Here is a 17,273-nt window from a genome sequence, read left to right as displayed (position 1 = left end):
GCGTGGCGAAGTGTCGCTCCTGACCTCGGAGAGCGCCATGACCAAAGCCCGCCTGTTCACCCCCGTGCTGATCGGGGGCGCGATCATCTTGATGCTGAGTTTCGCCGTGCGGGCCTCCTTTGGCGTCTTCCAGATCCCGATCGCGGCGGAATTCGGCTGGCCGCGGGCGGAGTTCTCGCTCGCCATCGCGATCCAGAACCTCGCCTGGGGGATCGGTCAGCCGATCTTCGGCGCGCTGGCCGAGCGCTTTGGCGACCGGCGCGCGATCATCGTGGGGGCGCTGATGTATGCGGCGGGGCTGGTGCTCTCGGCCTTCGCCACCGCGCCCTGGCAGCACGACCTGCTCGAGATCTTCGTGGGCTTCGGCATCGCGGGCACCGGCTTTGGGGTGATCCTCGCGGTGGTCGGGCGCGCGAGCTCGGATGAGAACCGCTCGCTCGCGCTCGGCATCGCCACCGCGGCGGGCTCGGCGGGGCAGGTCTTTGGCGCGCCGGTGGCCGAGATGCTCTTGGGCGCCTTCCCCTGGCAGACGGTGTTCGTGATCTTCGCGGGCGTGATCCTCGCCTCGCTCTTTGCCCTGCCGATGCTGCGCAGCCCGGCCCGCGCGAGCCGCGCCGAGCTCGAGGAAAGCCTCGGCACGGTGCTGGTGCGCGCCTTCCGCGACCCGTCCTACACGCTGATTTTCCTCGGCTTTTTCTCCTGCGGCTATCAGCTCGCCTTCATCACCGCGCATTTCCCCGCGATGATCACCGAGATGTGCGGCGCGGTGCCGCCGGGCAGCATGCTCGCCGCGGTCGGGATCTCGACGCAATCGGCGCTCGGCGCGGCGGCGATCTCGGTCATCGGGCTGGCCAATATCGCGGGCTCGATCGCGGCGGGCTGGGCGGGCAAGCGCTGGTCGAAGAAATACCTGCTCGCCGGGGTCTATACGCTGCGCACGATCGCGGCGGCGGTGTTCATCCTCGTGCCGATGACGCCCGCGACGGTGCTCATCTTCTCGCTGGTGATGGGGGCGCTCTGGCTCGCGACGGTGCCGCTCACCTCGGGGCTTGTCGCCTATATCTACGGGCTGCGCTACATGGGCACGCTTTACGGCTTTGTCTTCCTCAGCCACCAGATCGGCGCCTTCCTCGGTGTGTGGCTCGGCGGCAAGCTCTATGACATCTACGGCAATTACACGATGGTCTGGTGGGTGGGCGTGGGCGTCGGCGCGTTCTCGGCGCTCGTGCATCTGCCGGTGCGCGAGCGGCCGATGGATCAGCCCTCCTGCGCGAGCGCGCTCAGCCCCGCGCGGTAATCGGGGTAAAGGAGCCGCACGCCGAGCTCGGCCTTGATCCGGGCGTTCGAGACGCGCTTGCTCTCGGCGTAGAAGCTGCGCGCCATCGGGCTCATCGCGGCCTCGTCATAGGCCACCTCGGGCGGCACCGGCAGGCCGAGAAGCTCGGCGGCAAAGCCGAGCACATCCTCGGGCGGCGCGGGTTCGTCGTCGCAAACGTTGTAGACGCGCCCCGGGTTCGGCTGCGCGATCGAGGCCTCGAGCACCGCCGCGATATCGGCGACATGGATGCGCGAGAACACCTGGCCGGGTTTGACGATCCGCCGCGCGGTGCCGTCGATGACCTTCTGGAAGGGGCCGCGCCCGGGGCCATAGATCCCCGCGAGGCGGAAGATATGCGGCGCGAGCCCGGGGATCGCCTGCCACTCGGCCTCGGCGGCGACGCGGGCGCGGCCGCGCGCGGTGGCGGGGGTGAGGGGCGTCTCCTCATCGACCCAATCGCCGCCGTGATCGCCATAGACACCGACCGTCGAGAGATAGCCCACCCACTCAAACCGCGCCGCCGCGATCGCGTCGCGATGGGCGGCGAGCACCGGGTCGCCCGCGGGCCCCGGCGCGATCGAGCTGAGCAGATGCGTGGCCTCGGCGAAGGGCAGATCCTCGCCCGGCCAGATCCGCGCCTCCACCCCTTCGGCGGCAAGCGCGCGCGCGCCCTCGGCGGTGCGGGTCGTGCCGATCACCCGCCAGCCCTGCGCCAGCAGCCGCCGCCCGAGCGCGCGCGCCGAATAGCCATGCCCGAGGCTCAGCAGCGTCTTCATGCGCCCTCTCCCGTCTTGCGGTCGTTGTGGCCGAGGCCGCGCCCCGGCTCGATCACGTCGCGCAGCCGTTGTTTCAGCTCGCGCGCCTCGGGGAAACCGCCGTCGCGCTTTCGCTCCCAGATCAGTTCGCCGTCGACCCGCACCTCATAGACCCCGCCGTAACCGGGCACGAGCGCGACCTCGCCCAGGCTCTCGCCGAAGGTCGAAAGGAGCTCCTGCGCCATCCAGCCGGCGCGCAGAAGCCAGTTGCAGCCGGTGCAATAGGTGATCGTGATGCGGGGTTTGTGTGCCTCGGTCATGGCGCGACGATAGCGCGGGGCGGCGGTCATCACAACGTCACTTGCGCGGCGCGGGCGGCGGTGGCACCCTGAGACATGGACCAGAAATATACTTTGAAATCATGGCCCGAAGCGGCGCCGCGTCTGATCGCGGTGGCGGCGGGGCGCGCGGCGGCCGATCTCGTGATCCGGGGCGGCAGATGGGTGAACGTGCAAAGCCGCGAGGTGCTCGAGGGCTATGACATCGCGGTGGCCGAGGGCCGCTTTGCCGCGATCGCGCCCGACCTCTCCGCCGCGATCGGGCCGCAGACGCAGGTGATCGAGGCGCGCGGGCGCTACATGGTGCCGGGGCTCTGTGATGCGCATATGCATATCGAGAGCGGGATGCTGACGCCCGCCGAATTCGCGGCCGCCGTGATCCCGCATGGCACGACGACGATGTTCACCGACCCCCATGAGATCGCCAATGTGCTCGGCCTCGAGGGCGTGCGGATGATGCATGACGAGGCGCTGATGCAGCCGGTCAACATCTTCACCCAGATGCCGTCTTGCGCGCCCTCGGCGCCGGGGCTCGAGACCACGGGCTTCGAGATCACCCCCGAGGATGTCGCGCAGGCGATGTCCTGGCCGGGGATCATCGGGCTCGGCGAGATGATGAATTTCCCCGGCGTGGTGAATGCCGATCCGAAGATGCTGGCCGAGATCGCGGCGGTGCAGCGCGCGGGCAAGACCGTCGGCGGGCATTACGCCAGCCCCGATCTCGGCGCGCCGTTTCGCGCCTATGCGGCGGGCGGGCCGGCCGATGACCATGAGGGCACCTGCGAGGCCGATGCGGTGGCGCGGGTGCGGCAGGGGATGCGGGCGATGATGCGGCTCGGCTCGGCCTGGTATGATGTCGCGACGCAAATCACCGCGGTGACCGAGAAGGGCCTCGACCCGCGCAATTTCATCCTGTGCACCGATGATTGCCATTCCGGCACGCTGGTCCACGAGGGGCATATGAACCGCGTCTACGCCCATGCGGTGGCCTGCGGGGCCGAGCCGCTTGTGGCCTTGCAGATGTGCACGGTGAATACCGCGAGCCATTTCGGCCTCGAGCGCGAGCTGGGCAGCATCGCGCCGGGGCGGCGGGCCGATCTGATCCTGACCTCGGATCTCGCGACGCTGCCGGTCGAGATGGTGATCGCGCGGGGGCGCGTGGTGGCCGAGGGCGGCAAGCTCCTGGCCCACTGCCCGCATTACGACTGGCCCGAGAGTGCGCGCCGGACCGTGCATCTGGGCCGCCGGCTCGGGGCCGAGGATTTCGCGATCACCGCGCCCGAGGGGGCCAACACCGTTACCGCGCGGGTGATCGGCGTGATCGAGAATCAGGCGCCGACGAAGGCGCTCACCGCCGAGATGGAGGTGCGCGACGGGCGCGTCGAGGCCGACCCCGCGCGCGATCTGGCGCAGATCGCGCTGGTCGAGCGCCACCGCGGCACCGGCGCCGTGGTCAACGGCTTCGTCTCGGGCTTTGGCTACACGGGGCGGATGGCGATCGGCTCGACCGTCGCCCATGACAGCCACCACATGATCGTCGTCGGCACCGACCGCGAGATGATGGCGGCCTGCGCAAACCGGCTGGGCGAGATGGGCGGCGGTATCAGCGTCTGGAAGGACGGCGCCGAGATCGCCTCGGTGGCGCTGCCGATCGCGGGGCTGATGTCGGATGCGCCCGCAGCCGAAGTCGCCGCCGCCGCGGGGCGGATGGTCGCGGCGATGGCCGAGTGCGGCTGCGCGCTCAACAACGCCTATATGCAACATTCGCTCCTCGCGCTCGTCGTCATCCCCGAGATCCGGATCTCGGATCTGGGGCTTGTCGATGTGACGCGATTCGAGCTGACGGAGCTCTTCGAATGAGGGATGCGCTGACGATCCTGACCCCGCACCCGCGCGAGCCGGAGTTCTTCACCGATGCCCATGAGGCGGTGGCGCGGCTCGAGGCGCTTTATGCCGAGGCGACCGGGTTTCTCTTGCAGAAGTTCAACGAAACCCTCGCCGCAGGCCGGCCGGCGGCGCGGTTTCGGGCGTTTTACCCCGAGGTGCGGGTCGCCGTCGCCTCGCATCTGAAGGGCGATGCGCGGCTCAGCTTCGGCCATGTCGCGCTGCCCGGGGTCTATGCGGCGACGATCACCCGCCCCGATCTCTTCCGCAATTATCTCGTGCAACAGCTCGGGCTCTTGATCCGCAACCATGGCGTGCCGGTGCAGGTCGGCGCCTCGGCGACGCCGATCCCGGTGCATTTCGCGGTGGCCGCGCATCCCGAGGTCAGCGTGCCGCAAGAGGGGGTCCTGGGCTTTTCGCTGCGCGATGTCTTCGACGTGCCCGAGCTTGCGACGATGAACGACGATATCGTCAACGGCGTGGCGGGCCCGAACCCCGATGGCTCGGGGCATCTGGCGCCGTTCACCGCGCAGCGGGTCGATTATTCGCTCGCGCGGCTGAGCCATTACACCGCGACCGCCGCCGAGCATTTCCAGAACCATGTGCTCTTCACGAACTATCAGTTCTACGTCGATGAGTTCGAGAAGATCGCGCGCGAGATGCTCGCCGACCCCGCCTTGGGCTACTCGGCCTTCGTCGCGCCGGGCAATTGCGAGATCACCGATCCGGGCGCGCCGATCCCGGCGCTCGCGAAGCTGCCGCAGATGCCCGCCTATCATATCAAGCGCCCCGACGGGAACGGCATCACGCTGGTCAATATCGGGGTTGGCCCCTCGAATGCGAAGACCGCGACCGACCATATCGCGGTGCTGCGCCCGCATGCCTGGCTGATGGTCGGCCATTGTGCGGGGCTGCGCAACTCGCAAAGCCTTGGCGATTTCGTGCTCGCCCATGCGTATTTGCGCGAGGATCATGTGCTCGATGACGACCTGCCGGTCTGGGTGCCGATCCCGGCGCTGGCGGAGGTGCAGGTCGCGCTGCAGGAGGCGGTGGCGGAGGTCACGCGGCTCGAGGGCTATGAGCTCAAGCGGATCATGCGCACCGGCACCGTCGCCACGATCGACAACCGCAACTGGGAGCTGCGCGACCAATCCGGCCCGGTGCATCGGCTCAGCCAGTCGCGCGCCGTCGCGCTCGATATGGAGAGCGCCACGATCGCGGCCAACGGGTTCCGCTTCCGGGTGCCTTACGGCACGCTTCTGTGCGTCTCGGACAAACCGCTCCATGGCGAGCTGAAACTGCCCGGCATGGCGAGCGAATTTTACCGCACGCAGGTCGCCAATCACCTGCGGATCGGGATCCGCGCGATGGAAAAGCTGCGCGAGATGCCGCTCGAGCGGATCCACAGCCGGAAGTTGCGCAGTTTCGAGGAAACCGCCTTCCTCTGACGCCGCGGCGCGGCGTGAACCGGGCGGCGAAATCCCGACCATCCGGGCGAAAAAGGCTTGCCTTGGCCTTGAAAAGCGTGTGTTAGAGGCGGACGAAGCCGTGCGACACGGCCTGAATTCGCCCCGGCATAAGGGGCAAGCGAGAGGAATATCGATGTCGAAACCGATGACCAAGACCCAACTCGTGGCCGCGCTGGCCGATGCGATGGGCTCGGACAAGAAAACCGCTTCGGCCGCGCTGGACGCCGTCGCCAATGTGATCACCGCCGAAGTCGCCCAGGGTGGCGCGGTCACCCTGCCGGGCATCGGCAAGGTCTATTGCAAGGCCCGCCCGGAGCGTCAGGTCCGCAATCCGGCCACCGGCGAAACCAAGACGAAGCCGGCCGACAAGCAGGTCAAGGTCACGATCGCGAAAGCGCTGAAAGACAGCGTCAACGCCTGATCGGGGCGCGCGCCCCCTTGCGGGGGCTGTGCAACAGGATAGGGTCGCCCTGCGAACAGGGCGGCCTTTTTCTTTGGTCGGAAAGGAACGGGATGGATTTCAAGGCGATCGCGATGGGGCTGGCCTTCGCGCTGATGTGGTCTTCGGCCTTCACCTCGGCGCGGATGATCGTCGCAGATGCACCGCCGATGGCGGCGCTGGCGCTGCGGTTTCTCGTCTCCGGGCTGATCGGGGTGGGGATCGCGCTCGCGGTCGGCCAGAGCTGGCGGCTGAGCCGGGCGCAATGGCGCGCGACGCTGATCTTCGGGCTTTGCCAGAACGCGCTTTACCTCGGGCTGAATTTCGTTGCGATGCAATGGGTTCAGGCTTCGGTCGCCTCGATCATCGCCTCGACGATGCCGCTGATGGTGGCGGGGCTCGGCTGGGCGGTGTTTGGCGACCGGGTGCGGCCGCTCGGCGTGGCGGGCTTGGGCGCGGGGGTCGTGGGCGTCGCGATCATCATGGGCGCGCGGCTCTCGGGCGGGGTCGACCCGGTCGGCATGGCGCTGTGTTTCGCCGGCGCGCTGGCGCTCTCGATCGCCACGCTGAGCGTGCGCGGCGCGGCCTCGGGCGGCAATGTGATGATGATCGTGGGCTTGCAGATGTTCGTCGGCGCCGCGATCCTCGCCTCGGCCTCGGCCGCAATCGAGACCTGGGAAGTCACCTGGAGCGCGCGGCTCGTCTGGGCCTTCCTCTACACCACGCTGATCCCCGGCGTGCTCGCGACCTGGGTCTGGTTCAAGCTCGTCGGCCGGATCGGCGCGGTCAAGGCCGCGACCTTCCACTTCCTCAACCCGTTCTTCGGCGTGGCGATCGCGGCGCTCGTGCTGGGCGAGCGGCTCGGCGCGCTCGATCTCCTCGGCGTGGCGGTGATCGCGGGCGGCATCCTGGCGGTGCAGCTCTCCAAACAGGCTTAATCGCGGAAGGCCGCTGCGAAGGGCTCGGGCAGGGCGAACTCGGCCAGCGCCCGCGCCCGCCCCTCGGGCGACATCTTGCGCGCGGTCTTCTCGACGATCTTCAGGAGCGCCTCGGGCGATTGGCTGGGCGCGAAGGGCGCGAAATAGTGGCGCAGGAAGGTGAAGCAGATCACATCCTCGAGCGCCTGCACCTCCGGGTCGCGCTTGATCCCCTCCTTGCGCAGCATCCGCCCCGCGGCCTCGACCGCCGCGTCGTCATAGCCCGCCGCGCGCATGATCCCCATCACCCGCTCGGCGTGGCGCCGGCCCTGTTCGCGGCGCCAGTCGAGATAGCCCGCCCGGCCCTCGGGGTAATCGGCCCGCGGCAGGAGCCAGCGCTCGATATGCTGGCCGCGCGCGGCGATCTGCAGCGCCTCGGAGGCATCGGGGAAGAGCCGCGCGAGTTCGGCGCTCATCCGCTCGCCATAAAGCCGCGCGGCGGGCTGGCCCTCCTCGCGCGCCGGGTCGGCGGCGTTCGCTTCGTCGATCGCGGCGAGCGCGCGGGCAAGGGGGCTGGTCATGGCGGCGATCCCGGGTGATTTTGGTCAAGGTTGGCGCCCATCTTTTCGCGTATCGCAGGCGGGTGCAAGGAGGGGCGGCGCATGGCCTGGGCAGAATTCATCCTCGCGTGGGCGGCGTTCATGGCCTCGCATCTGATCCCGGCGAACCCGCGGCTGAAGGCGCGCGCGGTGGCGCTTTTCGGGCCGCGGGGCTGGGTCTGGGCCTTCAGCCTCGGCTCGACGGCGCTCCTTTTCTGGCTGATCTTCGCCGCCGGGCGCGCGCCCTATGTCGAGCTCTGGGCGCAGGCGGGCTGGATGCGCTGGATGGTCAACCTGGTGATGCCGCTGGCGATCGCGCTCGGCACTTTCGGGGTCGGCGCGGCCAATCCCTTCGCCTTCGAGGGCCGCGCGGCGGGCTTCGACCCGGAGCGCCCCGGTATCGTGGGCGTCGTGCGCCAGCCGCTTCTGTGGGCGCTACTGCTGTGGTCGGGCGCGCATCTGATCGCGAATGGCGATCTGGCGCATGTGATCCTCTTCGGGGCGTTTGCCGTCTTTTCGGCGAGCGGCGCGCGGGCGATGGAGACGCGCAAGCGCCGGCTCTGGGGCGCGGCCGAGTTCGACCGCCGCGCCGCGCGCAGCTCGGCTCTGCCCTTCGCGGCGCTACTGAGCGGGCGCTGGCGGCCCCGGCGGGGGCCCTCGCTCACCCGCCTCGTGCTCGCGGCCCTGATCTGGGCCGCGCTCTGGCATCTGCATGCGCCGGTGATCGGCCTCTCGCCCGCGCCTTAACGCAGCGCCTCGAGGAGCTTGCGCGAGGGGTAGCCATCGGCCTCGCGGCCATTGGCGCGCTGCCAGGCGAGGATCGCGTTGGTCGTGTTCGGCCCGATGATCCCGTCATCGCCCTGGGTATCATAGCCCAGCGCGGTGAGCCGGCGTTGCAGCTCCTGCCGCTCGACCAGCGTCAGGGCATTCGCGTCGCGCGGCCAGGGGTGCAGGAACGGCCCCTGCCCCTTGATCCGGTCGGAGAGGTGGCCCACCCCGATCACATAGGCGTCGGCGTTGTTGTAGCGCGAGATCGCCCGGAAGTTCCCGAAGATCATCAGCGCGGGCCCCTGCGCGCCCGCCGGCAGCAAGATCGAGGCGGGGCCGTAATTGCCCACCGTGCCGCCGCCCGCCGCGCGCACGCCCAGCGCCGCCCACTCCGCCGGGCTCTTCTTCGTGCCCTTGCCGCTCAGCGCGTAGTTGAAGCCCGCCGGCAGCGTGACCTCCACCCCCCAGGGCTGGCCCTTCGCCCAGCCCGAGCGCGCGAGATAGGCCGCCGTCGAGGCGAGCGCGTCGGCGGGGTTGTCCGACCAGATGTCGCGCTTGCCGTCGCCGGTGAAATCGACCGCGAAGGCGAGATAGGAGGTCGGGATGAACTGCGTGTGGCCCATCGCGCCCGCCCAGGAGCCGGTCATGTGCCGCGCATCGGTATCGCCCGCCTGGATGATCTGGAGCGCCGCGAGGAACTGGCTGGCGAAGAACGCGCCGCGCCGGCCGTCATAGGCGAGCGTGGCGAGCGCGGGCAGGATCAGGGTCGAGCCGCGGCGGTTGCCGAAGTTCGATTCCATCCCCCAGACCGCGACCACGACCTCCTTCTCCACGCCGTAGCGCGCCTCGATCTCGCGCAGCAGCGCCGCATGGCTGCGCAGCATCTCGCGGCCGGTCTCGATGCGGGTATCGGAGGCGGCGCTGTCGAGGTAATCCCAGATCGCCTTGGTGAATTCGGCCTGATTGCGGTCGCGCTCGATGACCTTGGGGTTGTAGCGGATCTCGGCGGTGGCGCGCGCCCAGGTCGCCTCGGTGATCCCGGCGGCCATGGCGCGGGGCTTGAAGGCGGCGAGCCAGCTCTGGAAGGCGGCTTCGGTCGCCGGGTCCGCCGGCGGGATTTCGTCGATCATCTGCGCACCGGGGCTGGTCTTGGCGCCCGCCCCCGGCCCGCCGCAGGCGCTCAGGCCCACAAAGGCGGCGAGGGAGAGAGTGAGAATGGGTTTGAGGATGGTCATGGCCTGCTCGCTGTTCGTTATTTCGAAACAGTGTAGCAGGCCTTGGCGCGCGCACAACCGAGGCGCGCGCGGGGTTACCGATCTTCGCCGAAGAAGGGCGTCATCTGCACCACGATGACCGAGTTTTCATCGAGCGCGCGCTGCGCGAGCTCGCGCTCCTCGGCGTCGATCTCCTCGCCCTGGGCCTCGCGCTCGGCGATCGTGCCGTAGCCGGTCACATCGAGCGGCGCGAGATCGGCCTGTTTCAGGATCGCGACGGTTTCGCGCACGGCCTCGGCCTCGTCGACTCCGGAGGCATAGCACAGGATCCCCGCCCCGGTCGCGCCCTTGGGCAGGCCGTCATTGTCATGCCGGCCGACCTCGACGAGCAGGGTATAGACCTGCTGCGGGCGCTTCACCTTGGCGGGTTTTTCGGGTGTGTCAGACATCGCGGCCTCCGGCATTTGCCCCCGCCTCGCCTGCATCGGCGATTGAGTCAAGAGCGGATCGGTGCTTTCTAGGCGCGACCATGATTGTGACAAGGATTTCCGCAATGCGTTTTCTCTCGCCCGTTCTGCCGGCGCTGGCCGGTCTGATGATGCTCTCGGCCTGTATCGACGCCGATGTGACGATGGATTTCAGCGATGGCGAGACGATGCAGGGCGGGGTCGAGACGAGTTTTGCACGCGAGTTGTTCGACATGATGGGCAAAAGCCCCGCGGACGCCTGCCCGGGGGGGGAGGCGAACCTGACGAAGAAAGACTTCACCTGCCGCACCCATGGCGAAACGACGATCGCCAAATTGCTGGAGCAGGGCGCGCCGCAGATCGGGCAGAACGATTTCGACCCCGCCGCCGCGGCCCGATTTGAGCGGGTGGACGACAATCACATCCGCATCACGTTCGATTTTTCCGAACTCTCGAAAAATGGCAAGAAACCCGATCCGGAAGACCTCGGCGGAATGGAGGACATGATCCGCGCCGCGCTGGCGGGCCATTCCTTCAGCTTCCATATCCGGGCCTACAAGATCACCTCGACCACCGGCACCCTGTCCGAGGATGGCACCGAGGCAAGCCTGGTGATCCCGGTCGCCACCTTCCTCGACCCCGAACCCGATCTGGGCCCGGCCTTCGTCACCGAGGTCCAGCTGAAACAGCAGTGCACCTTGTGGATCTTCTGCGACTGACATGAAAAAGGCCCGCCACCGGGGCGGGCCTTTCGCATCCGATGCGGCCGCGATCAGTCGCGCAGCAGTTCGTTGATGCCGGTCTTCGAGCGGGTCTGCGCATCGACGCGCTTCACGATCACCGCGCAATAGAGGTTGATGCCGTTCTTCGAGGGCATCGAGCCGGAGACCACGACCGAATAGGGCGGCACTTCGCCATACATGACCTCGCCGCTCTCGCGGTCGACGATCTTGGTCGATTTGCCGATATAGACGCCCATGCCGAGCACCGAGCCCTCGCGGATGATGCAGCCCTCGACCACCTCGGAGCGCGCGCCGATGAAGCAGTTGTCCTCGATGATCGTCGGGCCCGCCTGCATCGGCTCGAGCACGCCGCCGATGCCGACGCCGCCCGAGAGATGCACGTTCTTGCCGATCTGCGCGCAGGAGCCCACCGTCGCCCAGGTGTCGACCATCGTGCCCTCGCCGACATAGGCGCCGAGGTTGACGAAGGAGGGCATCAGCACCACGCCCGGCGCGATATAGGCCGAGCGGCGCACGACGCAGTTGGGCACCGCACGGAAGCCCGCGGTCTTCCATTCCGCCTCGCCCCAGCCGGCGAATTTGCTGTCGACCTTGTCCCACCAGGAGCTGCCCTGCGGCCCGCCCGATTGCAGCTCCATGTCCTTCAGCCGGAAGCCGAGCAGCACCGCCTTCTTGGCCCATTGGTTGACATGCCAGGTGCCGTCCTCGAGCCGCTCGGCCACCCGCAGCTTGCCGCTGTCGAGCGCGTTCAGCGTGTCGAGGATCGCCTCGCGGGTCGCGCCCTTGGTCTGCGGGGTGATCGTGTCGCGGGTTTCCCAGGCGACGTCGATGGCGGCTTCGAGCGCGGAATAGGGCATGAAGGGGCTCCCTCTGAAATAGGTTTCAAGTGGCTTTTACGGGCTTCCTTCTATAGTGGAAAGGTAAAACCGCATCACGGCAGGACAGCATGAGCGAAGAGACCCGTAGCCACACGTTCCGCGATTCGATCGAGGATGCGCGCGCCGCGCGGCGTATCCCCGATACCCCGCAAACCCGCGCCCCGGCCTATAAACTCGCCTTCATCGACGATGATTTCATGATGCGCCCGGAGCTGCGCCCGGTGCGGTTGCAGCTCGAGCTTCTGAAGCCGCAGATGATCCTCGATGAACGGGGGATCAACTCGACGGTGGTGATGTTTGGCGGCGCGCGGATCCCCGCGCCCGAGGCGGCCGAGGGGGCGCGCACGCCGGGGCTGGCGGAGCTCAGCCATTTCTACGAGGAGGCGCGCAAATTCGCCGCCGCGATCACCGCGCGCAGCCTTGCGAAATATGGCCGCGAGATGGTGGTTTGCACCGGCGGCGGCCCGGGCGTGATGGAGGCGGGCAACCGCGGCGCCCATGAGGCTGGGGGCCAGTCGATCGGGCTCAACATCCTCCTGCCGCATGAACAGGCGCCGAACCATTTCGTCACCCCGGATCTGTCGTTCAACTTCCATTACTTCGCGATCCGCAAGATGCATTTCCTGATGCGCGCCAAGGCGATCACCGTCTTCCCGGGCGGGTTCGGCACGCTCGACGAGATGTTCGAGGCGCTGACGCTGATCCAGACGCGGCGGATGCGGCGGATCCCGTTCATCCTCTTCGGGGTCGATTTCTGGAAGAAGGTGATCAACTGGGAAAGCCTCGCCGAGGCGGGCACGATCTCGCCCGCCGATCTCGAGCTGATCAGCTTTGTCGAGACCGCCGAGGAGGCCCTCGCGATCATCGACGGCTGGGATTACGGGTGCGAATGATGCGCGCGCGGGGGGTTGCGCTGGCGGCGCTCGGGGCTTTTGCGGCGGTCTCGGTGGCGGGGGTGCTGTTGCGTCCGCTGATCCCGATCGACGAGACGCGCTATGTCGATGTGGCCTGGGAGATGCACCAGACCGGGCAGTGGCTGCTGCCGACGAAGAATCACACGCTTTATACCGACAAGCCGCCGCTGCTGTTCTGGCTGATCAACCTCGTGTGGTCGGTGTTCGGGGTGAGCGGGGTGGCCGCGCGGCTGGTCGGGCCGGCCTTCGGGCTGGCGATGGTGGCCGGCGTCTGGGCGCTCGGGCGCAGGCTCTGGGACGGGCGCACCGGCGCCACCGCGGCGGCCGTGCTGGCGGGGATGGTGGTGTTTCTCGCCTATGGCGGGGCGACGATGTTCGACACGATGCTCGGCTGCGCGACGCTCATCGGGGTCGCGGCGCTGTGGCGCGCGATGGGGCGGGCGGAGCTCGATCTGCCGGGCTGGCTCGGCTTTGGCTTTGCCATTGCGATGGGGGTCTATGCCAAGGGGCCGGTGATCTTCCTGCATCTGATGCCCGCGCTGCTCGCCGCGCCGCTCTGGGCCGATCCGGCCACGCGGCCGCGCGTGGGCGTGATCGGGCGCGGGGTCGGGCTGGCCTTTGCGCTCGCGCTCGGGCTCGTGGCGCTCTGGGTGGTGCCGGCCGCGATTGCGGGCGGGCCGGAGTATCGCCACATGATCTTGTGGGAGCAAACCGCCGGGCGGACGGTCAATTCCTTCGCCCATGCGCGGCCGTGGTATTGGCTGATCGCGCTGATGCCGGTGATCCTCTACCCGTGGATCTGGTCGGGGGCGCTGTGGCGCGGGCTCGTGCGGTTGCGGCTTTCGGATCGGTCGTTGCGGCTCGCGCTCGTCTGGGCGGGGGCGGGGGTGGCGCTCTTCTCGCTCGTCTCGGGCAAGCAGGTGCATTACCTGATCCCCGAACTGCCGGCGGTGGCGCTGATCTTCGCGCGCGCGCTGATCGCGGCGGAGGAGGCGGGGCTTGCGCGGCGCAACTGGCTCGCGGCGGGGCTCGCGGTTGCGCTCGGCGGCGGGCTGATCGCGGCCGCGCTGGGCCTTGTCGGCGACCCGCGGCTGAGCGCGCAGCTCGCGCCGTCCTGGGTGGTGATCGCGATCGCGGGCGGGCTGGCCGTCGCGGCGATCGCGGCGCTGCGGCTGCCGGTGGTGGCGAGCTCCACCGCGATCGGGCTTGCGCTCATCCTCGCGCTCAACCTGGTGATCGGGCTCACCGGGCTCGGCCGCGGCTATGACAGCGCAGTGATCGCGGCCAAGATCGCGCCGCGCGAAGCCGCCGGGATCGCGGTCATCGCCCGCCAGTATCACGAGGAATTCGGCTTCGAGGCGCGGCTGACAGGGCCGGTCGCCCTCCCCGCGCATGACGAGGCCGGGGCCTGGCTCGCGGCGCATCCGGGCGGCGTGCTGCTCGCCGAATGCGCCTTCGCGCCCTTGCCGCTCGAAGGCGCCGAGGTGGTCGATTTCAACGGCACCGATTGGTGCCTCTGGCGCGGCTGAGTTTCTTCTTGGCCCAAATACGCAAACCCCGGCCGCGCCCCAGGCGCCCGGGGTGATCCTCAGAGCCCGGCCTCGGCCTCGATCTCGGCACGCGATTTGCGCGCGCGTTCGGTCGCCGATTTGAGCTGCCCGCAGGCCGCCATGATATCCTCGCCCCGCGGCGTGCGGATCGGCGCGGCGTAACCCGCCTTGTAGACGATATCGGCAAAAGCCTCGATCCGCTCCCAATCCGAGCGCTGATAGGGGGAGCCCGGCCATTCGTTGAACGGGATCAGGTTGATCTTCGCCGGGATCCCGCGGATCAGCTTCACCAGCCGGCGCGCATCCTCATCGGTATCGTTCACGCCCTTGAGCATGACATATTCGAAGGTGATCCGCTCGCTGTTCGACAGCCGCGGATACTCGCGCAGCGTGTCGAGCAGCGTCGCGATGTTCCACTTCTTGTTGACCGGCACGAGACGGTCGCGCACCTCATCGGTCGTGGCATGGAAGCTCACCGCCAGCAGACAGCCGATCTCCTCGGCGGTCTTGGCGATCTCCGGCACGATCCCGCTCGTCGAGAGCGTGATCCGCCGGCGCGAGAGCGAGATCCCCTCGCCATCCATCACCACCTTCATCGCATCGCGCACATTCTCGAAATTGTAGAGCGGCTCGCCCATCCCCATCAGAACGACATTCGACACCAGCCGCGTCTCATCCTTCGGCGCGCCCGGCTCGGGCCATTCGCCCAGATCGTCGCGCGCCACCATCACCTGCCCCACGATCTCGCCCGCGGTCAGGTTGCGCACCAGCTTCTGCGTGCCGGTATGGCAGAACGAACAGGTCAGCGTGCAGCCCACCTGGCTGGAGATGCAGAGCGTGCCGCGGGTTTCCTCGGGGATATAGACGACCTCGACCTCATGCCCGCCGGCGATGCGCAGCAGATATTTGCGCGTGCCGTCCATCGAGACCTGCCGCGTCACCAACTCGGGCACCGCGATCTCGAACCGCGCGTCGAGGAAGGCGCGGTAATCCTTCGCGAGGTTGGTCATCGCCGCGAAATCGCGCACGCCCCAATGGTAGATCCATTGCCAGATCTGCCCGACCCGCATCTTGGCCTGTTTCTCCGGCGTGCCGGCGGCGATCAGCGTCTCGCGCAATTGCTCGCGCGTCAGGCCCACGAGGTTCACCTTGCCGCCCTCGGGCAGCTTGCGCGGGATCGTGTGCACGTCCTGGGTGATCGGTGCGGTGGGCTCGGTCATGGCTCTGTCCAATGCTGGGGAGGCGCTTCATATAGGGGATTCGCGGGCCCACGGGTAGCCCACAAATGCAAAGACCCCGGCGAACCGGGGCCCTGTCGCGCGCAAAACCCGCTTATTTGCAGCGGGTCGCCGCTTCCTCCATCGCCGCGGTGAAGCCCATCAGCGAGAATTTGTCCTTGGTGATCGTGCCGCGGCCCGAGCGCGCCGAGAGCGTCACATCCGCCCCGCCCTTGAGCGCGGCGACGATCTTGGCGTCCTCCTCGGGCGAGCCTGCCCAGGCGCCTTCGCCATCGGTGAAGAGGGTGAATTTCTGGCCGTTGTTCACCACCATGTCGACGGTCGAGCCATTGGCGAAGGGATAGCCGCCCATGAACGACACCTCACCGGCCTTGCCCGGGCGGAAGGTCACGAAGAGCAGAATATCGCCGCGGCGCACCTGAACGGGCTTGCCGTCCTTGGAGTTCACCGTCTCGACCGGCTTCGACACGCCCCAGCATTCCTTCGGGCTGTCTTCGACGAAGACGCTCCAGTCGGTCTTGGCGGCCACGCGGTTGGTGGTCTGCTGCGCGCCTGCGGCGCCCGCGAAAAGGGCGGTCGCGGCCAGCACCGTCATGCCCTTGAGAACGAAAGTCTTCATGGTTACAGCCTCCAGCTGCCTGATGCCTCTGCCCCGCCGCGCGGGCCTTTGGCCCTTTTTTACAATGGCGGATGCGATTTCAACTCGATATCCCACAGATAACGTAAAAGTGCCGGTGGGGAAAAGCCCCCATGGCGGGATTTCGCGCATGCGTGAGGAGAGAGACATGGTTGCGGTGCCGATGATCGAGTTGTGGCGGGGCGGGATGCTCGAATCGGTGCATGCCGGGCATGCGGTGATCTACGGGCCGGGCGGCATCGAGGCGGCCTGGGGCGCGCCCGAAACGGTGATCTTCCCGCGCTCGTCGTGCAAGATGCTGCAGGCGCTGCCGCTGCTCGAAAGCGGGGCGGCCGCGGCGGCGGGGCTGAGCGAGCGCCAACTCGCACTCGCCTGCGCGAGCCATTCGGGCGGGGCGATGCACGCGCAGGCGGTCGAGGCCTGGCTCGGCGCGCTGGGCCTCGGCGAGCGCGATCTGCGCTGCGGCTGCCATATGCCCTGGGATCGCGACGAGGCCAAACGCCTGACCTGCTCCGATACCGCCCCCTGCCAGCTCCACAACAATTGCTCGGGCAAACACGCGGGCTTCCTGACGCTCAACCGCCATCTCGGCGGCGGCTCCGAATATGTCGAGCTCGATCACCCGGTGCAGGTCGCGGTGAAAGCCGCCTTCGAGGAGGTCACCGGGGAAACCTCGCCCGGCTACGGGATCGACGGCTGCTCGGCGCCCAATTTCGCCTGCACGGTGACCGGCCTTGCCCGCGCGATGCAGCTCTTCGCCGCCGCCAACCCCGAGGGCGGCCCGCGCGAGGCCGCCGCCGCGCGGCTCGCCCGCGCCATGGCCGCCTTCCCCGAGATGGTCGCGGGCGAGGGGCGCGCCTGCACCGATCTGATGCGCGCCATGGGCGGCAAGGTCGCGGTCAAGACCGGCGCCGAGGCGGTGTTCATCGCGATCCTCCCCGAGCAAAAACGCGGCATCGCGCTGAAGATCGTCGATGGCGGCACCCGCGCCGCCGAAGCCGCGATCACCGCGCTGCTGGTCAAACTCGGCGCGCTCGACCCCGCCCATCCGGTCGTCGAGAAACTGATCCCCACCGCCCAGAAAAACTGGCGCGGCTTCGTCACCGGCCAGATGCGCCGCGCCCCCGGCTTCGCCTGACCCTTTC

General features: G+C 68.4%; 18 protein-coding genes. 10 read left to right on the top strand and 8 right to left on the bottom strand.

Translation table 11 applies throughout. The annotated features are described in order from the left end of the window. Nucleotides 1-37: 37 nt before the first annotated feature. Nucleotides 38-1,297 carry an MFS transporter gene (locus tag LPB142_RS01890; protein WP_071167086.1) on the top strand — a complete coding sequence of 420 codons (1,260 nt, stop codon included), beginning with the start codon at nt 38-40 and terminating at the stop codon, nt 1,295-1,297. On the opposite strand, the gene LPB142_RS01885 is transcribed toward LPB142_RS01890, so the two are convergent. Next, nucleotides 1,258-2,094, bottom strand: a complete 837-nt coding sequence (locus LPB142_RS01885; protein ID WP_071165337.1) for an SDR family oxidoreductase — start codon at nt 2,092-2,094, stop codon at nt 1,258-1,260. The genes LPB142_RS01890 and LPB142_RS01885 overlap by 40 nt on opposite strands. Further along, entirely contained in the window at nt 2,091-2,393 is a 303-nt protein-coding gene (locus tag LPB142_RS01880; RefSeq protein ID WP_071167085.1) for a SelT/SelW/SelH family protein, read from the bottom strand. The genes LPB142_RS01885 and LPB142_RS01880 overlap by 4 nt, the downstream gene beginning before the upstream one ends. A gap of 75 nt (nt 2,394-2,468) precedes the next feature. On the opposite strand from LPB142_RS01880, the gene LPB142_RS01875 reads away from it, so the two are divergent. The 4 genes from LPB142_RS01875 to LPB142_RS01860 all read left to right on the top strand — a co-directional run bounded on the left by LPB142_RS01875 (nt 2,469) and on the right by LPB142_RS01860 (nt 7,141). Beyond that, a complete protein-coding gene (locus LPB142_RS01875) occupies nt 2,469-4,271 on the top strand; it encodes an adenine deaminase (RefSeq protein WP_071165336.1) in 1,803 nt (600 codons plus the stop codon). Then, entirely contained in the window at nt 4,268-5,743 is a 1,476-nt protein-coding gene (locus tag LPB142_RS01870; RefSeq protein ID WP_071165335.1) for an AMP nucleosidase, read from the top strand. The genes LPB142_RS01875 and LPB142_RS01870 overlap by 4 nt, the downstream gene beginning before the upstream one ends. A 154-nt stretch (nt 5,744-5,897) precedes the next feature. Continuing rightward, nucleotides 5,898-6,185 (top strand): HU family DNA-binding protein, encoded by a 288-nt coding sequence (locus LPB142_RS01865; RefSeq protein ID WP_068766312.1) that lies wholly within the window; start codon nt 5,898-5,900, stop codon nt 6,183-6,185. Nucleotides 6,186-6,277: 92 nt separating this feature from the next. Then, the gene (locus LPB142_RS01860) at nt 6,278-7,141 is read left to right on the top strand and encodes a DMT family transporter (protein ID WP_071165334.1); all 864 of its coding nucleotides are present in this window, start codon (nt 6,278-6,280) and stop codon (nt 7,139-7,141) included. Here the strand turns inward: LPB142_RS01860 and LPB142_RS01855 are convergent. Then, complete coding sequence (locus LPB142_RS01855) at nt 7,138-7,701, bottom strand: DUF4202 domain-containing protein (protein ID WP_071165333.1); 564 nt, start codon at nt 7,699-7,701, stop codon at nt 7,138-7,140. The two genes, LPB142_RS01860 and LPB142_RS01855, sit on opposite strands and share 4 nt — an antisense overlap. A gap of 81 nt (nt 7,702-7,782) precedes the next feature. On the opposite strand from LPB142_RS01855, the gene LPB142_RS01850 reads away from it, so the two are divergent. Next, the gene (locus tag LPB142_RS01850) at nt 7,783-8,466 is read left to right on the top strand and encodes an NnrU family protein (RefSeq protein WP_071165332.1); all 684 of its coding nucleotides are present in this window, start codon (nt 7,783-7,785) and stop codon (nt 8,464-8,466) included. Here LPB142_RS01850 and LPB142_RS01845 read toward each other — a convergent pair. Both LPB142_RS01845 and LPB142_RS01840 read right to left on the bottom strand, forming a co-directional pair. Next, entirely contained in the window at nt 8,463-9,722 is a 1,260-nt protein-coding gene (locus tag LPB142_RS01845) for a lytic murein transglycosylase (protein WP_068766316.1), read from the bottom strand. The genes LPB142_RS01850 and LPB142_RS01845 overlap by 4 nt on opposite strands. A gap of 74 nt (nt 9,723-9,796) precedes the next feature. After that, on the bottom strand, nt 9,797-10,150 hold the full coding sequence (locus LPB142_RS01840) for a hypothetical protein (RefSeq protein WP_068766525.1): 354 nt from the start codon (nt 10,148-10,150) through the stop codon (nt 9,797-9,799). A 104-nt stretch (nt 10,151-10,254) separates the two neighbouring features. Between LPB142_RS01840 and LPB142_RS01835 the strand changes: the two genes are divergently transcribed. Continuing rightward, a complete protein-coding gene (locus tag LPB142_RS01835; RefSeq protein ID WP_068766317.1) occupies nt 10,255-10,887 on the top strand; it encodes a hypothetical protein in 633 nt (210 codons plus the stop codon). 53 nt (nt 10,888-10,940) lie between these two features. Here the strand turns inward: LPB142_RS01835 and dapD are convergent, their stop codons facing one another. Next, entirely contained in the window at nt 10,941-11,768 is an 828-nt protein-coding gene (gene dapD / locus LPB142_RS01830) for a 2,3,4,5-tetrahydropyridine-2,6-dicarboxylate N-succinyltransferase (RefSeq protein ID WP_068766318.1), read from the bottom strand. A gap of 89 nt (nt 11,769-11,857) precedes the next feature. Between dapD and LPB142_RS01825 the strand changes: the two genes are divergently transcribed. Both LPB142_RS01825 and LPB142_RS01820 read left to right on the top strand, forming a co-directional pair. Continuing rightward, entirely contained in the window at nt 11,858-12,682 is an 825-nt protein-coding gene (locus LPB142_RS01825; RefSeq protein ID WP_071165331.1) for an LOG family protein, read from the top strand. After that, nucleotides 12,679-14,232, top strand: coding sequence for an ArnT family glycosyltransferase (locus LPB142_RS01820; RefSeq protein WP_071165330.1), 1,554 nt, complete (start codon nt 12,679-12,681; stop codon nt 14,230-14,232). Before LPB142_RS01825 ends, LPB142_RS01820 begins: the two co-directional genes overlap by 4 nt. A gap of 59 nt (nt 14,233-14,291) precedes the next feature. On the opposite strand, the gene rlmN is transcribed toward LPB142_RS01820, so the two are convergent. Further along, nucleotides 14,292-15,473: a 23S rRNA (adenine(2503)-C(2))-methyltransferase RlmN gene (gene rlmN / locus LPB142_RS01815; RefSeq protein ID WP_071165329.1), complete on the bottom strand. Its 1,182-nt coding sequence runs from the start codon at nt 15,471-15,473 to the stop codon at nt 14,292-14,294. 112 nt (nt 15,474-15,585) lie between these two features. After that, complete coding sequence (locus LPB142_RS01810; RefSeq protein ID WP_068766322.1) at nt 15,586-16,110, bottom strand: invasion associated locus B family protein; 525 nt, start codon at nt 16,108-16,110, stop codon at nt 15,586-15,588. A gap of 166 nt (nt 16,111-16,276) precedes the next feature. Here LPB142_RS01810 and LPB142_RS01805 point away from each other — a divergent pair, with 166 nt between their 5' ends. Next, on the top strand, nt 16,277-17,266 hold the full coding sequence (locus tag LPB142_RS01805; protein WP_071165328.1) for an asparaginase: 990 nt from the start codon (nt 16,277-16,279) through the stop codon (nt 17,264-17,266). The last annotated feature ends 7 nt before the right edge of the window (nt 17,267-17,273 follow it).

It is taken from the genome of Rhodobacter xanthinilyticus, from assembly GCF_001856665.1.
In the GTDB taxonomy this organism is placed as follows: Bacteria; Pseudomonadota; Alphaproteobacteria; order Rhodobacterales; family Rhodobacteraceae; genus Rhodobacter; species Rhodobacter xanthinilyticus.
This window is presented reverse-complemented; position numbering and strand designations above follow the sequence as displayed.